This is a genomic window from Luedemannella flava (assembly GCF_039528515.1).
GTDB classification, from domain to species: domain Bacteria; phylum Actinomycetota; class Actinomycetes; order Mycobacteriales; family Micromonosporaceae; genus Luedemannella; species Luedemannella flava.
Window position 1 is genome coordinate 88436 of sequence record NZ_BAAALT010000053.1, and the last position, 15244, is coordinate 103679.

16 protein-coding genes are annotated in these 15244 nt (G+C 72.7%); 5 read left to right on the forward strand and 11 right to left on the reverse strand.

Annotation, left to right across the window (positions count from 1 at the left end):
• Nucleotides 1-37: 37 nt before the first annotated feature.
• From ABD211_RS10425 to ABD211_RS10465, 9 genes are all read right to left on the reverse strand, one after another.
• Nucleotides 38-844, reverse strand: a complete 807-nt coding sequence (locus ABD211_RS10425) for an HlyD family secretion protein (RefSeq protein ID WP_344128783.1) — start codon at nucleotides 842-844, stop codon at nucleotides 38-40.
• Complete coding sequence (locus ABD211_RS10430; protein ID WP_344128785.1) at nucleotides 841-2280, reverse strand: SagB family peptide dehydrogenase; 1440 nt, start codon at nucleotides 2278-2280, stop codon at nucleotides 841-843. The genes ABD211_RS10425 and ABD211_RS10430 overlap by 4 nt, the downstream gene beginning before the upstream one ends.
• 12 nt (nucleotides 2281-2292) lie before the next feature.
• Complete coding sequence (locus ABD211_RS10435; RefSeq protein WP_344128787.1) at nucleotides 2293-4518, reverse strand: TOMM precursor leader peptide-binding protein; 2226 nt, start codon at nucleotides 4516-4518, stop codon at nucleotides 2293-2295.
• 101 nt (nucleotides 4519-4619) lie between these two features.
• Nucleotides 4620-5594: a hypothetical protein gene (locus ABD211_RS10440; protein ID WP_344128789.1), complete on the reverse strand. Its 975-nt coding sequence runs from the start codon at nucleotides 5592-5594 to the stop codon at nucleotides 4620-4622.
• Between the two features lie 350 nt (nucleotides 5595-5944).
• The gene (locus ABD211_RS10445; protein WP_344128791.1) at nucleotides 5945-7618 is read right to left on the reverse strand and encodes a S8 family serine peptidase; all 1674 of its coding nucleotides are present in this window, start codon (nucleotides 7616-7618) and stop codon (nucleotides 5945-5947) included.
• 33 nt (nucleotides 7619-7651) lie between these two features.
• Complete coding sequence (locus tag ABD211_RS10450; protein WP_344128793.1) at nucleotides 7652-8389, reverse strand: DUF4097 family beta strand repeat-containing protein; 738 nt, start codon at nucleotides 8387-8389, stop codon at nucleotides 7652-7654.
• A gap of 101 nt (nucleotides 8390-8490) precedes the next feature.
• Complete coding sequence (locus ABD211_RS10455; protein ID WP_344128795.1) at nucleotides 8491-9114, reverse strand: DivIVA domain-containing protein; 624 nt, start codon at nucleotides 9112-9114, stop codon at nucleotides 8491-8493.
• A 57-nt stretch (nucleotides 9115-9171) separates the two neighbouring features.
• Complete coding sequence (locus ABD211_RS10460; protein WP_344128797.1) at nucleotides 9172-10335, reverse strand: globin domain-containing protein; 1164 nt, start codon at nucleotides 10333-10335, stop codon at nucleotides 9172-9174.
• Nucleotides 10335-10721 carry a group I truncated hemoglobin gene (locus ABD211_RS10465; protein WP_344128799.1) on the reverse strand — a complete coding sequence of 129 codons (387 nt, stop codon included), beginning with the start codon at nucleotides 10719-10721 and terminating at the stop codon, nucleotides 10335-10337. The genes ABD211_RS10460 and ABD211_RS10465 overlap by 1 nt, the downstream gene beginning before the upstream one ends.
• Before the next feature lie 179 nt (nucleotides 10722-10900).
• On the opposite strand from ABD211_RS10465, the gene ABD211_RS10470 reads away from it, so the two are divergent.
• Genes ABD211_RS10470 through ABD211_RS10480 form a run of 3 tightly spaced genes read left to right on the forward strand, consistent with a single transcriptional unit; the run spans nucleotide 10901 to nucleotide 12132 of the window.
• Entirely contained in the window at nucleotides 10901-11134 is a 234-nt protein-coding gene (locus ABD211_RS10470) for a hypothetical protein (RefSeq protein WP_344128801.1), read from the forward strand.
• 48 nt (nucleotides 11135-11182) lie between these two features.
• Nucleotides 11183-11851, forward strand: coding sequence for a thiaminase II (gene tenA, locus ABD211_RS10475; RefSeq protein ID WP_344128803.1), 669 nt, complete (start codon nucleotides 11183-11185; stop codon nucleotides 11849-11851).
• Nucleotides 11848-12132, forward strand: a complete 285-nt coding sequence (locus ABD211_RS10480) for a hypothetical protein (RefSeq protein WP_344128805.1) — start codon at nucleotides 11848-11850, stop codon at nucleotides 12130-12132. The genes tenA and ABD211_RS10480 overlap by 4 nt, the downstream gene beginning before the upstream one ends.
• A 42-nt stretch (nucleotides 12133-12174) precedes the next feature.
• Here ABD211_RS10480 and ABD211_RS10485 read toward each other — a convergent pair whose 3' ends face one another.
• Nucleotides 12175-12996, reverse strand: coding sequence for an NAD(P)H-binding protein (locus ABD211_RS10485; RefSeq protein ID WP_344128806.1), 822 nt, complete (start codon nucleotides 12994-12996; stop codon nucleotides 12175-12177).
• 127 nt (nucleotides 12997-13123) lie between these two features.
• Between ABD211_RS10485 and ABD211_RS10490 the strand changes: the two genes are divergently transcribed.
• Nucleotides 13124-14047 carry an AraC family transcriptional regulator gene (locus ABD211_RS10490; RefSeq protein ID WP_344128808.1) on the forward strand — a complete coding sequence of 308 codons (924 nt, stop codon included), beginning with the start codon at nucleotides 13124-13126 and terminating at the stop codon, nucleotides 14045-14047.
• Between the two features lie 41 nt (nucleotides 14048-14088).
• On the opposite strand, the gene ABD211_RS10495 is transcribed toward ABD211_RS10490, so the two are convergent.
• Nucleotides 14089-14520, reverse strand: coding sequence for a DUF5997 family protein (locus ABD211_RS10495; protein WP_344128810.1), 432 nt, complete (start codon nucleotides 14518-14520; stop codon nucleotides 14089-14091).
• Between the two features lie 51 nt (nucleotides 14521-14571).
• Here ABD211_RS10495 and ABD211_RS10500 point away from each other — a divergent pair, with 51 nt between their 5' ends.
• Nucleotides 14572-15243, forward strand: coding sequence for a LysR family substrate-binding domain-containing protein (locus ABD211_RS10500; RefSeq protein ID WP_344128812.1), 672 nt, complete (start codon nucleotides 14572-14574; stop codon nucleotides 15241-15243).
• The last annotated feature ends 1 nt before the right edge of the window (nucleotide 15244 follow it).

The following is a 15244-nucleotide window of genomic DNA, read 5'->3' on the forward strand; positions in this document are numbered from 1 at the left end:
TCGCGATGAGTGACAACAACGTTGATGATTCGCCCACTCATCCGAGCAACCAGGTGATCGGGTGTTCGCGCGCGATCGTGAACACGGCCGCGATCTCGCTGGCGGAGTTCAGCTGGTACGGCGGGGAGGCCTTCGTCCAGTACAGGCCGCTCGGTGTCGCCGGGTCGACGCGTAGGGGGACCACGACCCGCACCACGGTGCCGCCGGCGAGCAGGGCCTGCACGTCCGGGCCGCTGCCCAGGAACGCCCGCATCGACTCGGGCGTCTCCGGAAACGCGCCGACCGAGCTGACCTCGCCGACCATCGTGCCGAACACCGTGGACGGCGCGGCGGCCGCGGACACCGCGACCGTGTTGCCCAGGCGCAGCAGCGGCGCCGACCGGGCCGGCACGAACACGACCGCCTGCAGCGCGTCGCCGGGGGTGTCCAGCCGCTCCATCTCCGCGACCCGGGTGCCGGGCTGAACGAGCTGACCCTCGTTGATCGCGACACTGACCACGTACGCGTCCCAGGGCGCGTTGACCGTGTCGACCGTCCCGTCGGCGCGCTGGGCGCTGTAGATCGGCGTGCCCTTGGCGATCCGCACGTTCGCGGCCATCCACACCTTGACGATCTGGCCGCTCGACACCGCGTCGAGCCCGGACACCCCGTTGGAGTGGATCAGCACCCCGGCCGCCCGGACCGTCCGGTCGACCGTGCCGAACGTCGCCCACGCGCCGGTCGTGCCGACGGCGAGCAGCAGCGCGACGGTGAGCAGCCAGCCGGGCACGGTGGCCAGCCGCACCACGTCGTCGAGCTCCTCCGGCGCCTCCAGCTGGCGCAGCGCCTGCCGCCGGAACATCATGCGGCGGCCCTCGAGCCCAGCAGGAAGTCCGCGATGCTCGGCTCGACCAGCGGGTCGAGCCCGGACAGCGCGGCGAACGCGGCCGAGTCGCCCGCGCCGAGCGCGCACGGCGCCAACCCCATCGCGGCCGCGACCAGGTACATCAGCTCGGTCATCAGCCCCGAGTTCTTCAGGATCAGCGGGTACGCGAGGCCCTCGTACTTCCACATGAGACGGTGGACGCGGGCGGTGACCACGAGCAGCACCTGCGGCGGCCGTGAGATCGACGCGGCGGCGCTGGCGTAGGCGAGCAGCCGGTCGGCGACCCCGTTGCGCGGGGCGAGCAGCTCCAGCCGGTGCTCGAGACTGTCGTAGTGGTACAGCCCGCCGGCGAGCCCGTCGCAGTCGGTGATCATCGGGTACACCTCCAGCTCGCACAGCCCGCCGCCGGTCGGGTACGGCCGCCGCCCGACCTCGTGCCCGTCCAGTTCGCGCACGTCCGTGGTGCGCTGCACGCGGTACAGGAACTCGGCGAGCTGGTCGAGGGTGATCGGATTCTCGGTGTCGTGCTCCCGGACGGTGCGCCGCGCGGCGAGCACCTCGGCGAACGACGGCTCGTCCCGGGCCTCCGGCACCGGTAACGGCACCACCTGCCGCCCCGGGAACGTGGCGTGCAGCGGCGCCGGCGGGAACTGACCGGCGAACCGGCACGTGCCGCCGATCGGCAGCGCGTGCCGGCCGGCCCGCGNCCCGTGCACCTCCAGGTCCTCGGGTGACCAGAGCGCCTGCGGCAGCTGTTCGGATTCGGCCCGCTGGTCGGCGACGGCCACGACCAGGCCGGCGGTGAGCAGCTCGTCGACCAGCCGGCCGGCGACCGTCGCGTCGACCCCGGCCGCCGCGGCGAACGCGGCCGCGTCGCAGCCGTCGTCGCCCGCCGCCGCGACGAGGGCGCCGAGGACGCGCTGGTCGGGCAACCCGATGGCGATCGTGGACAGCGGCGACTGGGCCACCATCCGGCCGTTCCCGGCGCGCAGGGTCACGAACCGCGACAGCCGGTACGCGCACCCGGGCTCGTGCCGGCGTTCCGGCTCGGCGCCGAGCTGGCCGAGACCCTTGGGCATGACCTCCAGCAGCGGCCGGTCGGGCAGCGACAGCCGCCGGTCCAGCCAGCGGTGCATGACGAGCCGGCGCAGCAGCACCTGCGCCCGCATGATCTGGGCCTCACCCTCGATCTCGGACACGAGCCGGTTGGCGTCGAGGTGGCTGAGCCAGTGCTCGGCCAGGCGCAGCAGCAGCGCCCGCTGCCCGACTCCCGGCGAACCCATGACCAGCTCGAACCGGCTCTGCCGCAGGGTCAGCCCGCCGGTGTCGGAGGTGGTCAGCGTGGCGTCGCGGCGCAGGCGCAGGGCCTCGACGAGGCCGGTCATCCGCCGTACGGGTACCTGTGCGAGGACCATCGCCGTCCCCTTTCAGAAGAACACACTGAGCGGGTTCATCGCCGCCTCGTCGGCGGCCAGGCCGGCGCGCCCGAGCCGGGCGGGCACGTCCCACAGGCGTCCCGGCCCGAGCCGGCGCCAGAAGTGGCGCATGCCGGGCACGACCACTCTTGCTACGCGCAGTTCAAGGTCGGCGCGCGACTGGTCGAGCACGATGACGTCCAGCCCCGCGTCGCGCGCGAGCTCGACACAGCGCCGTACGTCCTCGGCCGCGTCGCCGGTGGCCGTGTTCGGATGGGTGGCCGCCGTGGTCCGCGGGGCGTCCGAGGGGGACAGCCACGGCTGCTCGGCGACCCGGACGGAGGTGAACCAGGCGAGCGTCTCCGCGTCCTGCACCGCGTAGCGGGTCCGCTCGCCCACCGACCTGGCCACCATCGGCAGGAACTGGTTGACCTCCGCGAGGGCCCGGCCGACCGCGACGGCCGGGTCGGGGTGCGCGCCGAAGCCGACCAGTACGTCCTCGACGGGCCGGTCGACCCGCGGCGAGATCGCCGCGAAGGTAGGGATGCCCAGGTCGGCGGTCAGATCGAGCGCCCACAGCCGCCGCCCCAGGTTGCGGGGATAGAAGTCGCACAGCGCGTCGATCCACGGGTCGTTGAACGACGCGAGGTCCACGCCCGGCATGCGCGTGCGGTGGTACCACCACAGCGCCACACTGTCCCGTTCGACCAGCTCGCAGAAGCCCTGCAGGATCGCCTCGGGCAGGGTCGCGCCGGCCGCGCACCCGTTGGAGTCCGCCCCGCACACGTCCATGTCGGCCAGGTCCGGATGCCCGTACCAGCAGTAGGCCGCCGGCAGCTCCCGCGGCTCGTCGAACGTCAGCGACCAGGCCCGCGTCCACGCGATCGCGTGATGTTCGGCGAGCCGCGACGGCACCCGGTGAAAGTGCCCCCTCGGCTCACGCTTGTCATACTGCGCCTCGGAGAACAACAGAAGATCTTTTGGGAGTACGGCGTGAGCGACCTGCGGCCACGTCGCGCGGATGGTCGGCCGGTCCCCGCGCCACACGCCGCAGTAGCGCTCGATCGCCTCGCCGATCGCCGACACCTTCGCCTGCACCTCGGTGCGCCCCTTGCCGCCGGAGAGCCCGCGCAGGTTGGTCCGCAGCATCGCCGGCCCTTTGGGCAGCGCGAAGTTGTGCCCGGCGCCGAAGCTGTAGGTCAGCCCGTTGTGGTAGTCGACCATCGGCTGGAGCTTGTTGACCACTCCGAGGTAGCGGTCCACATGGTGGTTGAGCCGGCGGTAGGTCTCCTCGGCGCTGGCCGACCGCGACCCGCCGTCCGCCGACACCGCCACCGGGCTCGGCACCAGCTCGATGCGCCCGTCGGCCTCCGGACGGCCGCCACAGGACGGGCAGTAGGGCTGGCGCCGCAGGTCGTGCCCCTCGCCGGTGAGCGTGAGCGTGTCGAACGTGACCAGCCGACCGGTCAGTCGCGGCGAACGACCGTGCACGGCGAGCACCGGCAGCTCCGCCGCGAGCAGCCCGGCCGCGACCGCGACCGTGGCCGGGATGCTGGCCCGCGCCGGATCGACCGGCGGCGCGCCCGGTCGCCGGCTGTCCACGAAGGTGAGCACCGGCTCGTTCTCCGTCCAGCGCAGGCGCAGGCAGTCCCAGCAGGCCGTCTCGCCGGGCAGGAAGTGCGGGCCGAGCAGCAGCGTCGTCCCGTGCGGACGGACCATGGTCCAGCCGCGGCCGTCGGCGAGGCGCGCCCGGTTGATCGCCGCGAGCCGGGGATCGGTGGGGCTCTTCGCCGCGACGACGAGGGGCCCGTCGCCGTCCTCACCCGCGGTCACCTTCATCCCGAGTTCGAGCAGCTGGCTCTCCAGCGCCGCGATGTCCGGCGCGCCCGCGTCCACCAGGCACATCGGCAGCGGCCGGCCGGCCTCGTCCGGGTCGAGTCCGCGGGCGTCCCAGGCCGCCGCCGCGGCGTCCGGCGCCGTGGTCGCGCCGTCGACCAGCAGGTCGAGCCGGATCAGCCGGCGCAGCGCGGTCGCCACGTCCCGGCGCGGGTAGCGGCTCGCGAGAGCCGCCACTGCCGCCGCCGTCTCGGTGCGGCCGTCGAGGTGGTCCATGAGCTCCGCCGCGATGGGGTCCTCCACCAGCAGGTTGCGGGCCTCGCCCACCACGACCAGGTAATCTCCGGCCGGCGCGCTGAGCCGGACGGGCAGGTAGTCCGCGCGGACTCTCGGACGACGCATCGACCAACTCCGTTATGAGGGGTGGACGTTCATTCTGAGAAGCCGGCGGCGCCCGCAACCATGGATGGCACGACATTCGGCCGTGCTCAGGCCGGGCCCGCTCAGCCCGTGCTGATCGTCGTCGGGGCGTCGCCCAGGCCGAGCAGGGTCGCCGCCTGCCCGGCGGCCGTGGGCACGAACAGCAGGAACACCTGGACCCGCGAGATGGTGATGCTCGGAGCGGTGACCGGCGCGTCCTTGCCCAGCCCGATGAGGTCCGGGCTCGGCGGCGCGAGGGTGGCCGGCTTGCCGCCGCTGCCGGCGACCGTGTCGGCCGCCCGGATCGTCAGGAACGTGAACACGCCCGCGTCGGTCCGCGCCGCGCACTGCGACCACTCGGCGCCGACCAGCTTCCGCGTCGCGGTCATGCCGTGCGCGCCGAGCTGCTGCTGGTAGACCTCCCACCCGGCCGCGAACTGCCGGTCGAGCAGGTTGCTGCTGGCCAGTACGGACAGGTTGGCGCCGTCGGCGCCGATGGTGCGGTTGAATACCTCGGCGACCAGCCCCTGCCGGCGCGGCTCGTCGAGGAGCGTGGTCGTGGGCAGCGCGGGTCGCCCGGCCAGCGTCCGGGCCTGCGCGGTCGTCGCCTGGTTGATGCTGACGTTGTGGCTGGCCTTCCAGCCGCCGCCGTCCTGCCGGACGAACTGGGTGACGTCCGCCAGCGACAGTTCGGTGCCGGTGACCCGCAGCGAGGCGACGACCAGGAAGCAGGTCGCGTCGCCGGCCGGGATGGCGAAGCCCGGCTCGGTGTGCCGGAAGGCCGGCGGCGTCCGCTTGGCATGTCTGGCGCGGTTGGCGGCGGCGAGGCTGATGTCCAGCGACGGGGTCATCTCCTGCGCCTTGAGCCCGTTCGGGTCAGCGGCGCTCGACGCGGCCGAGTCCGCCTGGTCGAACGCGGCGAGGACCGCCTCCGCGGCCGCGACCGGCAGCCCGGGCTGCGCTACCGCGGCCGGCTCGGTGGCGGGCTCGTCATCCCCGCAGCCGGCGACGAGCACGGTCAGAGCCACCGCCATGAACCCCGCCGCCAGCTTCGTCATGACGGAAGTATGTGATGTCCACACCCCGCCCCGAGACGATGGCCATCGATGTTGCCACCGTCCCTGTCACCCTGACACGACTCGGTGCAAACGTTGGACACCCAAGGTCAGGGGAGGCACGTGGTTGGCAGGGATGATCGGCGTTCGGGGTACGAACCGCGCTGTGGCAGGGGTTTCTGCCCCGAAACGGCGATCTTCCGGGCGGGACCAGCGACCGACGGCATTCGTCGACGACGACGGGCTTGAAAAACCACCGTGAGCTCGGCGTCCGCGAACGGGTTGCCGTCCGCGGGCCCGTCAAAGACCATCTCGTACGGCGTAAGGAGCGCACCTGTCACGGACGCACTGTCTCAGCCGCGGTAGGTGACCGCCGCGTACGCGTCGACGATCCCGGAGCCGTAGAAGCCGTTGAAGGCCTTGCCGCCGACGCAGAGCGCGTCGAACTCGGCGGGGCGTCCCTCGTTGGCGTAGCTCTGCAGCGGCGGCTCGGGACAAGCATGCTCTGCCGCGGTGCCGGTCAGCACCCGCTCGACCCGGTTCGGGTCCATCGTGAGGCCCGGGTGCCGGTGGTCCCTGCGGCCGAACCGGCTCACGATGAGCGCGGCCACGCCGGCCGCGTGCGGGGACGCCATCGAGGTGCCCTGCCGGAAGGTGTAGTAGCCGCACCTGCCGTCCTTGGTGCAGTTCTTGAAGACCGCCCCTTCGGCCTCGGGGAACACGTTGCCGTCGGCGTCGACGCTGCCCTCCTCCTGTAGCACCTTTTTCGGGTACGACGACAGGATCATGTTGCCGTTGGTGCGGTACGTGTCCGTGCCGTAGCCGTCCCGGAACCAGCCGCCCGGCGCGCCGACGGTGATCTGTTCCTTTCCGTAGTTGGAGAAGTCGGACTTCCTCTCCGACGGGCCGAGCGAGGACACTCCGATCACGAACGGACCCTCGGTCGGCATGATCTGGCAGGTCCTGTTGTCGATCTCGCGGGGGTACGCGGTGTCCACCGGGTAGTTCGGGCTGGTCACGTCGGTCCGCGGGCTGCCCAGGTCCATGTGCTCGTTGCCCAGCGCGGCGACGAGCGTGACGCCGCGCCGGTGCGCGTACGTGAGCGCGCGGACGTGTGCGGCGATGATGACGCGCTGCTCGGCCTGCGCCTGCGGCGAGTCGGCCGGGTTCGCGGCGCAGTTGAACAGCCACGGGTCGGTGAAGAACGACATGTTGATCACATCGATGCCGGCGTCCGCCGCGTAGGTGATCGCGTTGATCACCGGCTCCAGGAAGTAGAAGCCGGCGTCCTGGCCGCCCTTGAGCTCCACCAACGTCACCCTGGGGGCCACCCCCGTGATGCCCACGCCGTTGGCCGCGGCGGCGACCGTGCCGGCGACGTGCGTGCCGTGGCCGTGATCGTCGGTGCCGACCGGGTCGAGGCAGCTCGCGACCTCGCACTCACCGTCGACGTCGACGATGTCCCGGGCGAAGTTGCGCGACAGCGACCAACTGAAGTTCGGCGCGATGTCCGGGTTGCTGGCGTCGATGCCGGTGTCCAGGATGCCGACCGTGACGCGCTTGTCGCCGCGGCTCACCGCGTGTGCCCTGGTGGCGCGGATCATCGGCAGGCCCCACAGACGGCCGTCCAGCGGATCGGCCCCCGTTCCGGCCTTGCGTGCGGCGCCGGCCGCACCGGCCGTGGCGCGCTCCCGTTCCACCGTCGTGGGCTTGCGCGGCCAGCGCCCGATGACGGTCTGCGTGGCGGCCCCGACCAGTTGCGGAGCTGCCGCCGCCGCGGCGGCGAAGTCCGAGTCGGTGGACACCACCCGGAACATGCCCACGCCGGCGTTGGCGGCGAGGATTGTGCCACCAGCGGACTCGATGGCGGTCGCGGCGTCGGCGAGGCTGACGTTCTCCTCGGCCAGGACGGTGTACCTGGTTTCGGTCGCGGGTCCGGCGCCGGCAGGTGTCGCCGGGATGCCGAAGGTGAGAGCCAGGACCGCCGCCGTGGTGGCGGTCCCGACAACGCGCTCGCGCGGCCTCATACGTGCGCCTCCTGACTATCGAGGTCAGTCCGCTCAACGCACCGTCACGTCGCCGGAGTCGGTCTGCGCCGTGATTGCGCGCGTCGAGGCGGCCGTCCCGACGACCGTGACCGTCCGGCTGCCCGCATCGGTCCCGGCCCGCACCCGGTACCCGCCGTCGACCGCCGGCACGGCGACCGTGACGTCGCCCGACGAGGACGTCGCGGTCACCGCCGACGGCGCGGCCACGAACGTGAGCCTGACCTCGCCGGAGTCCGTGCGGGCCGCGACGTCGGCCGACCGGAGCCCTCCGCCCTTGACGTCGCCCGAGTCGGTCTCCGCCCGCACTGTGCCGGCCGCGTCGTCGACCGTCACGTTGCCCGAGTCGGTGCCCACGTCGAGGTCGCCGGTGATGCCGGCGAGCGTGATGTCGCCCGAGTCCGTGCGGACCTGAACCGACGCGGCGGTCGGGACCTTAAGGTCGTAGTCCACCTCGCATGTGCCTATCTTCGGGCACGTGACGGAGATCCGCAGCGTGCTTCCGTTCACTGTCTCGGTCACCTTGGGCTTTTCGGCCCGCCAGCGCAATTGTCGCGCGACCGAGACGGTCTCCGTGGCGGCCGGGGCGAACCTCACGTCGCCCGAGTGGGCGGTCAGCTCCACGCGGGTGATCTTCTCCGCGTACTCCTGGCTCTGGTTCTCGGTCTGGAGCGGCCCGCCCACCGCGCAGCCGGTGAGAGCGAGGGTCAGGACGCCCGCCGTGACGACGGCCAGTCCGGGGATGACGCGCATGGTTCCTCCTGGTCAGTGGATGTTCCTACCAGGAGAAACGTTAGGCAGCGCGGGGCACCGCGCCCATGCGGGAGACCGGCCTCTTTGGACTGTGGCTAGCCCTACTGCCAGGCGTGGCCGCGCGCCGGAGCCGACTGGTTCTGGTCCTGGACCAGCAGGTTCATGTCGTGCTTGATCACCTCGGCGATGGCCTGGGCATTGTCACCCAACGCCACCACGTTGCGCATGATCACGTTGAGCATGGCGTGCAGCCGCAGGCGCGACTCCTCGCCGGCCTCGTAGGACGGACCCGCCGCGCGGCGGTACGTCGCGGCGGCCCGGTCCGCCTCCTCGCGCGCCTCGGCGATCATGAACGCGGCCTGGGTCTGCGCGTCGTTGATCTCGGCCGCCGCCTGGGCGCGGGCCGCGCCCAACTCGCGTTCGGCCTGCTCCTGTGCCCGGGCGATGATGCCGATGGCCTCCGCGGTCACCTCGCGCTGGCTGCGGATCGCCGGGTCCTCGCCACGCTGGCGGTACCAGTCCTTGAGGCGGCGGTTCTCCTGCCGCAGCATGGCCATCTCCTCGTCGCGCGAGCGCAGCTCGTCGCCGACCATCAGGAGGAAGTCGCGTACCTCGCCGAGGTCGTAGCCGCGGCCACCGAGGCGGGAGCTCAGCGTGAACTCCCGGTGCATCACGTCATCCGGCCGGACGCGCGGTCGCCGGTAGCCGTCGTGGTTCTGGCTCATGATGGGTGGACCTCGCTCGGGCCGGGGCGCCGCACGGGCGTCGGGTGGACGGTTCGGTCAGCCATGGATCTCAGCCGGCGCCGGCGACGGTCGGTAGCCACGAGCGTCGAAGTCCTCGTGCCGGACCGCGTCGGGGTTCGTGGGCCAGCCGGCCTCGGCCAGCGACTTGAGCGTGCCCCGGACCATGGGGTCGGAGCCGCACACGTAGGTGATCAGGTTGTTGCGGGGGCGCTCGTAGCGCAGCGCGACGTCCACCGCGTCGCCGAGCTCGACGCCGGGGTCAGCGGTCGGCTCGTGGCTGACGGCCGGCCGCACGGTGAGCCAGGGCCGGCCCTGCGCGAGGGCGACGAGGGAGTCCAGGTCGTACAGGTCGCGGGAGTGGCGGACGCCCATGACGAGGGTGACCGGGCGTGGCCGGGTGGACGCCACCTGCTCCAGCACCGCCTTCAGCGGCGCCAGCCCGCTGCCGCCCGCGATGAGCAGCAGGTCGCGGTCCTCCTCGGCGGGTAGGGTGAGCCGGTCGCCGATCGGCGACCCGATCCGCAGCGCGTCGCCCTTGCGTAGGTTGACCACGAGCGCCGGGCTCAGCTCGCCGCCCGGGATGCTGCTCACGTGCAAATCGATCGTGCCGTCGCGGCGCGGGGCGTTGGCGGGGGAGAAGTGGCGCCAGACCTTCGGGCGCAGGTGCGACTCGACCGACACCGACTGCCCGGGCTGGTAGTGGATGCGCGACTCCGGCAGCACGGTGATCACCGCCAGGTGCGCGTTGCGGCGGCTGTGCTCGACCACCTCGGCCATCCAGAACGCCGGCGAGACCTGGTTGGCCCGGGCGGCCGCGTCCTGCATGGTGCGCGCGATGACGCCGAAGGCGGCCGTCCAGTCGTCGGCCAGGGCCGGCGTCCAGTCCTCGCCGAGGAAGTGGGCGAGCGTGGCGATGAGCGCCTCGCCGACCGCGTCGTAGTGCGCCACCTCGGCGCCGAACTTGCGGTGGTCGCGACCGAGCGCCTCGACGAACCGGACCAGCCGTTCGGGCTGGTCCACGTTGGAGACGATCTCACCCAGCGCGGTCACCAGCTTGACGCGCTGGTCGGACATGCCCGCCGGGAACATCGCCCGCACTTCCTCATGGGCGATGAACAGGTACGAGTAGAAGTAGCTGGGGACCTGAGCGCCGTGCGCCGCGACGGCGGCCCACGATGCCCGCAACCGGTCGACGTCCACTACGGGCGACCCGCCCCACCGGTCGCGATGGTGGGCTTCACGTCGGCCAGCACGTCGCCGACCGCCGCCACGATGTGGCCCGGCACGTCGAGCTTGGCGCAGGCGGCGACGAGGTGCTCGACCACGCGGTCGTAGTCGTCGCTGGTGATGTGCAGGCCCTGGTGCGCCTCGGCCAGCTCGCGACCCGTGTACTCCTTCGGGCCGCCGAGCACCCCCGCGATGAGCCTGGCCTGGTGCACCTTGAGCCGGTCGCGGTCGGCGTCGACGAAGTAGCCGGCCAGCTGCGGGTCGGACCAGACGAGGTCGTAGAAGACCTCCACCAGGCGCTGTACGGCCGGACCGCCGCCGACCTGCTCGTAGTAGGTCGGCTCCGCCGTACTCGTCATGATGTCCTCCCGGGCGCCTTGCGGCGATTGGTCGCGCCATACGGCGGCGACACACTCTAGCGTCGATTGTGGATGGAATCGACTCCAGTCTCTCGATAGGACACGATCGGGTGACTTTGCCGTGGTCACCAACCTGTTGCGGTCCGCGCGGCAGAATCCCCGCCCAGAGGAAAACCCCCTTGATCATCGATGCGCACCACCACCTCTGGACGGCCGACTACGCCTGGCTCGCCGATCCGGCGCGGACCGCGGGTCTCGGCGAGGTCGCAGCTGCCCGTCTCGACGAGCACCGTGCGCTCCACGCGGGCGGCGCGCAGGTTGCCGCACAGGTCGACGACGGTGTAGTCGCGCCGGATCCGGACGTCTTCGCGGGCACGGCCGCGCGCACCTACCGACTGGGGACCCTCGCGTGAGGATGTCCACCCGGACGGGCCGGTAGGGTGAGGTGCGGGGAGGTCATCTTGGTCACTACCGCACTCCGCCCGAGCCTGGAGATCCGCGACGCGGTGGCGGACACCTGGCGGGCGCAGTTCGAGCACCCGTTCGTCCTCGGCCTCGCCGACGGCAGCCTGCCGGCCGAGCGGTTCGCGTTCTTCCTGCGCCAGGACTACGGCTACCTCAGGGAGTACTCGCGGTTCCTGCTGCTCACGGCCGCCCGGGCGACCGACCTGGAAGCGATGCGGCACTTCACGGACCTTGCGCGGATCACCCTGAACGTGGAGATGGCGACGCTGCGCGGCCTGGCCGCCGGACTCGGCGTCGGGGCCGCCGAGCTGGACGCGGTGACGCTGGCGCCCACGGCGCGCGCGTACACGGACTTCCTCGTGCGCACCGCGTACTCGGGGTCGTTCGTCGAGCTGGTGGCCGCCATGCTGCCCTGCTACTGGGCCTACACGGACATCGGGCAGCACCTGCTGGCGCGGCCGGAGGGGGTCGCGGACCGCTACCGGCCGTGGATCGAGTCCTACGTGGACCCGGAGATGCTGGCCGAGGCCGAGTGGTGCCGCGTACTGCTCGACCGGCTCGTGTCCGCCGGCGGCGACGCGGACCGCGCGGCGGCCACCGCGGCGTTCCGGATCTCCACCGAGTACGAGCTGGCGTTCTGGGAGATGGCCTGGCGGGGTCGGTGACGGCCCGGATGGTGGTCGAGGACGCGTTCGTCGCGCCCGGCCTCGGCCTGATCGTGACCGGGCGGGTGGCCGACGGCCCGGTCCGCCTCGGCGACCGGCTCTGGCTCGGCGACGGTACGGCCCGGCACGAGGTGACCGTCCGCGACATCAGGACCTCTGTGTGCACCCGTTTCGGGGCCACCGGGGTCGTGGAGCCCGGCCGCAACGCCGGTCTGGTCCTCGACGGCGTGCCGCCCGGGCTGCTGCCCACGGCGTGGGTGCTCACCTCGGACGGACCGTGACCGGTGCGGGGGTGCGGCACCGCCACACCCCCGCATCCGACGTCACCAGGCCGCGGCGTTGTCCCGGGCGTACGTCGCGACGTCGCGTGCCGGCCGGCCGGTGACCCGCTCCACCACGTCGGTCACCGTGGGGTTGTGCCCGGCGACGATGCCGGCGAACAGCCCCAGCAGCAGGTCGGCGTAGTCGGGCGCGACGCCCGCCGCGAGCAGGCCCGCCCGCGTCCCGGCCGGGTCCGCGTCGCGGTAGCCGACCGGTTCCCCGATGACGCCCGAGATCGCCGCGGCCACGTCCGCGAACGTGACCGCGGTCGGACCCGTGATCGTGTACCCCTCGCCCGTGTGCCCGTCGCCGGTGAGCGCCGTCGCCGCGACCGCGGCGATGTCCCGCGTGTCCACGAAGGACACGAGGCCGTCGCCGGCCGGCGCCTCGATGACGCGGCGCTCCCGGATGCCCGGCGCGAAGATGCCGTCCGAGAAGTTCTGCAGGAACCAGTTGGGGCGCAGGATCGTCCAGTCCAGCCCGCTGTCCTGCACCGCCTGCTCCGCCTTGCGCGGGCCGGACCCGTCGGCCCGGTCCACCCCGTACGCCGACAGGAGGACCAGCCGGCGCAGCGATGTGTCCGCGGCGGCGGAGACGAACTCCGCCATCCGGTGCTGCGGCTGCGTGGTGCCCTGCGGCCACAGCACGTACGCGCGCTCGACCCCGGCCAGTGCCGGCGCCCACGTCCCGGGCTTGTCCCAGTCGAAGACCGTGGCGCCCGCCCGGCCCGCCGGGCGCACCGCCACGTCGCGGCGCTCCAACTCCGTCACCACGTGCCGGCCGACCATCCCGGTCGCCCCTACGACGAGGTATTCGCTGCCCATGTGTTTCCGCCTCCCCTTGGTTACCTTTACGACGTCCACCATTGCCGTTGTAGGCGAGACGTGCCATGGCAGTTTCGCGCGTACCCATGTCTGATCGTCTTTTCTGGGAAGCGCTATGGTGTAGTCCATGGACGCGCTCAGCGAGGTGTTGGCGGCGGGACAGGTGGGCCGGCCCGTTTCGGCGCGCACGGTGGGCCGGACCCCGTGGGCGCTGCGCATGATCTTCCCCGGGGCGGCTGTGTTCCACGTGGCGATGCAGGGCTCCGCGTGGCTCACGGTGGACGGCCACGCGCCGCTGCGCCTCGACCCCGGTGACGTCGCGCTGCTGCCGCACGGATCCACGCACACCTTGGGCGACGATCCGGCCACGCCGCCGGTGGAGCTGGGCTCGCTCGCCGACGCCCACCCGCCCGGACAGGCGATCGCCTCCGCCGAGTTCGGCGGGGATGGGGCGCGCAGCACCCTGCTGTGCGGGGCCTACCTGCTCACCCAGGCCGCCCCGCAGCACCCGATGCTCGGTTCCCTACCGGCGGTTATGCACCTGCCGGCCAGCCGGGGCGCCGACCCGCAGCTGCGCGCGCTCGTCGACCTGCTCGCCTCGGAGGTCGAGCGGCCCGGCCCGGGCTCCACCACGATCGTGTCGTCGCTGGTCGACGCGATGTTCGCGTACCTGCTGCGTACCTGGTGCGCGACCAATCCGGGCGCGTGTCCGCAGTGGCTCGCCGCGCTGGCCGACCCGGTGCTCGGGCGCGCGCTGGTCGCCGTGCACGCCGACCCGGCCGCGCCGTGGACCGTCGGCCAGCTCGCGTCGGTCGCGGGCCTGTCGCGGGCGGCGTTCGCGCGGCGGTTCGCCGAGCAGGTGGGCCTGCCGCCGCTGACCTACCTCACGCGGTGGCGCATGGTGCGCGCCCAGCAGGTGCTGCGCGCCAACTCAGCGCCGCTCGACACGGTCGCCCGCGAGGTCGGCTATGACTCGGCGTTCGCGTTCTCCAAGGCCTTCAAGCGCCACACCGGCGTGAGCCCCGCCCGCTACCGCGAATCGGTCCGCTGACCGGGTTCCGGGTGTGGCGATTGTGGACCGTATAGCGACCCTTATTCGCCACGCACCGAGGGCTGGCGTCCACGGGGACGGCTCGTCGGGGCGCGGTCGTCGTTCTCGCGGCGTTCGCGGAGGCGCTGCTCCTCGCGGCGGGTCTCGGCGTGGGTCTCGCGCTCGCGCAGGAGCCATTCCGGCGGGTCGGCGGTCAGGTCGGCGATCTGCGCCGTGGTGAGCGGCTCGGTGATGCCGCCACGCGCCAGCCCGCTGTTGGACACGCGCAGCCGGGCGGCGACCACATTGCGCGGGTGCGGCCCGTCCCGGCGCAGGTCGGACAGCCACTGCGGCGGGTTGCGCTGCAGCTCGTCGAGCTCCTCGCGGGAGATCATGCCGTCCTGGAACTCCCGAGGCGTCGCCGGCAGGTACACGTCCAGCTTCTCCGCCGCCGTGGCGGGCTTCATCACCTGGGACTTCTTCGGCTTGGTCACCACGTCAGCCTAGCGGCGGCGCCCGGACGGGCCACGGGTACCCTGAGCGGGATGTCCGATTCGACGTTCCGCCTGCTCATCGTCCCCGGCGTGACCATGGACAAGTGGAGCCGCATGTGGTCGGAGCGGCAGCCGGGGGTGGCGTTGACGCTGGTTACCGCCGAGGCCGCCGAGGCGGGGTCGGTGCTGACCGAGCGCGCGGACGCCGGGCTCGTCCGGCTGCCGGTCGACCCCGACACGTTCCACGCCATCCCGCTGTACACCGAGACGACGGTCGTCGTCGTGGCCCGCGAGCATGTGCTCACCGCGGCCGACGAGCTGACCATTGCCGATCTGGCCGACGAGACGGTGCTGCGGCCGCTGGACGACGTGCTCACCTGGGCGCCCGCCAACACCGCCGGCGACCGGCCGCAGACCACGGCCGCCGCCGTCGAGTGGGTGGCCTCCGAGGCGGGCGTCCTCGTCGTCCCGCAGTCGCTGGCCCGCCTGCACCACCGTAGGGACGTCACCTACCGGGTCCTCACCGACGCCCCGACCTCCTCGGTCGGGCTCGTCTGGCCGCGCGACGGGCATACCGACCTGGTCGAGGAGATGATCGGCATCGTCCGTGGCCGCACCGCGAACAGCACGCGCGGCCGGACCGAGCCGACCCCGAAGCTGCCGCCGGCGAAGGCCAGGGCCGGCGCAGACCGGCGCACGCCGCCGCGCCGGCGCGGCAGATAGC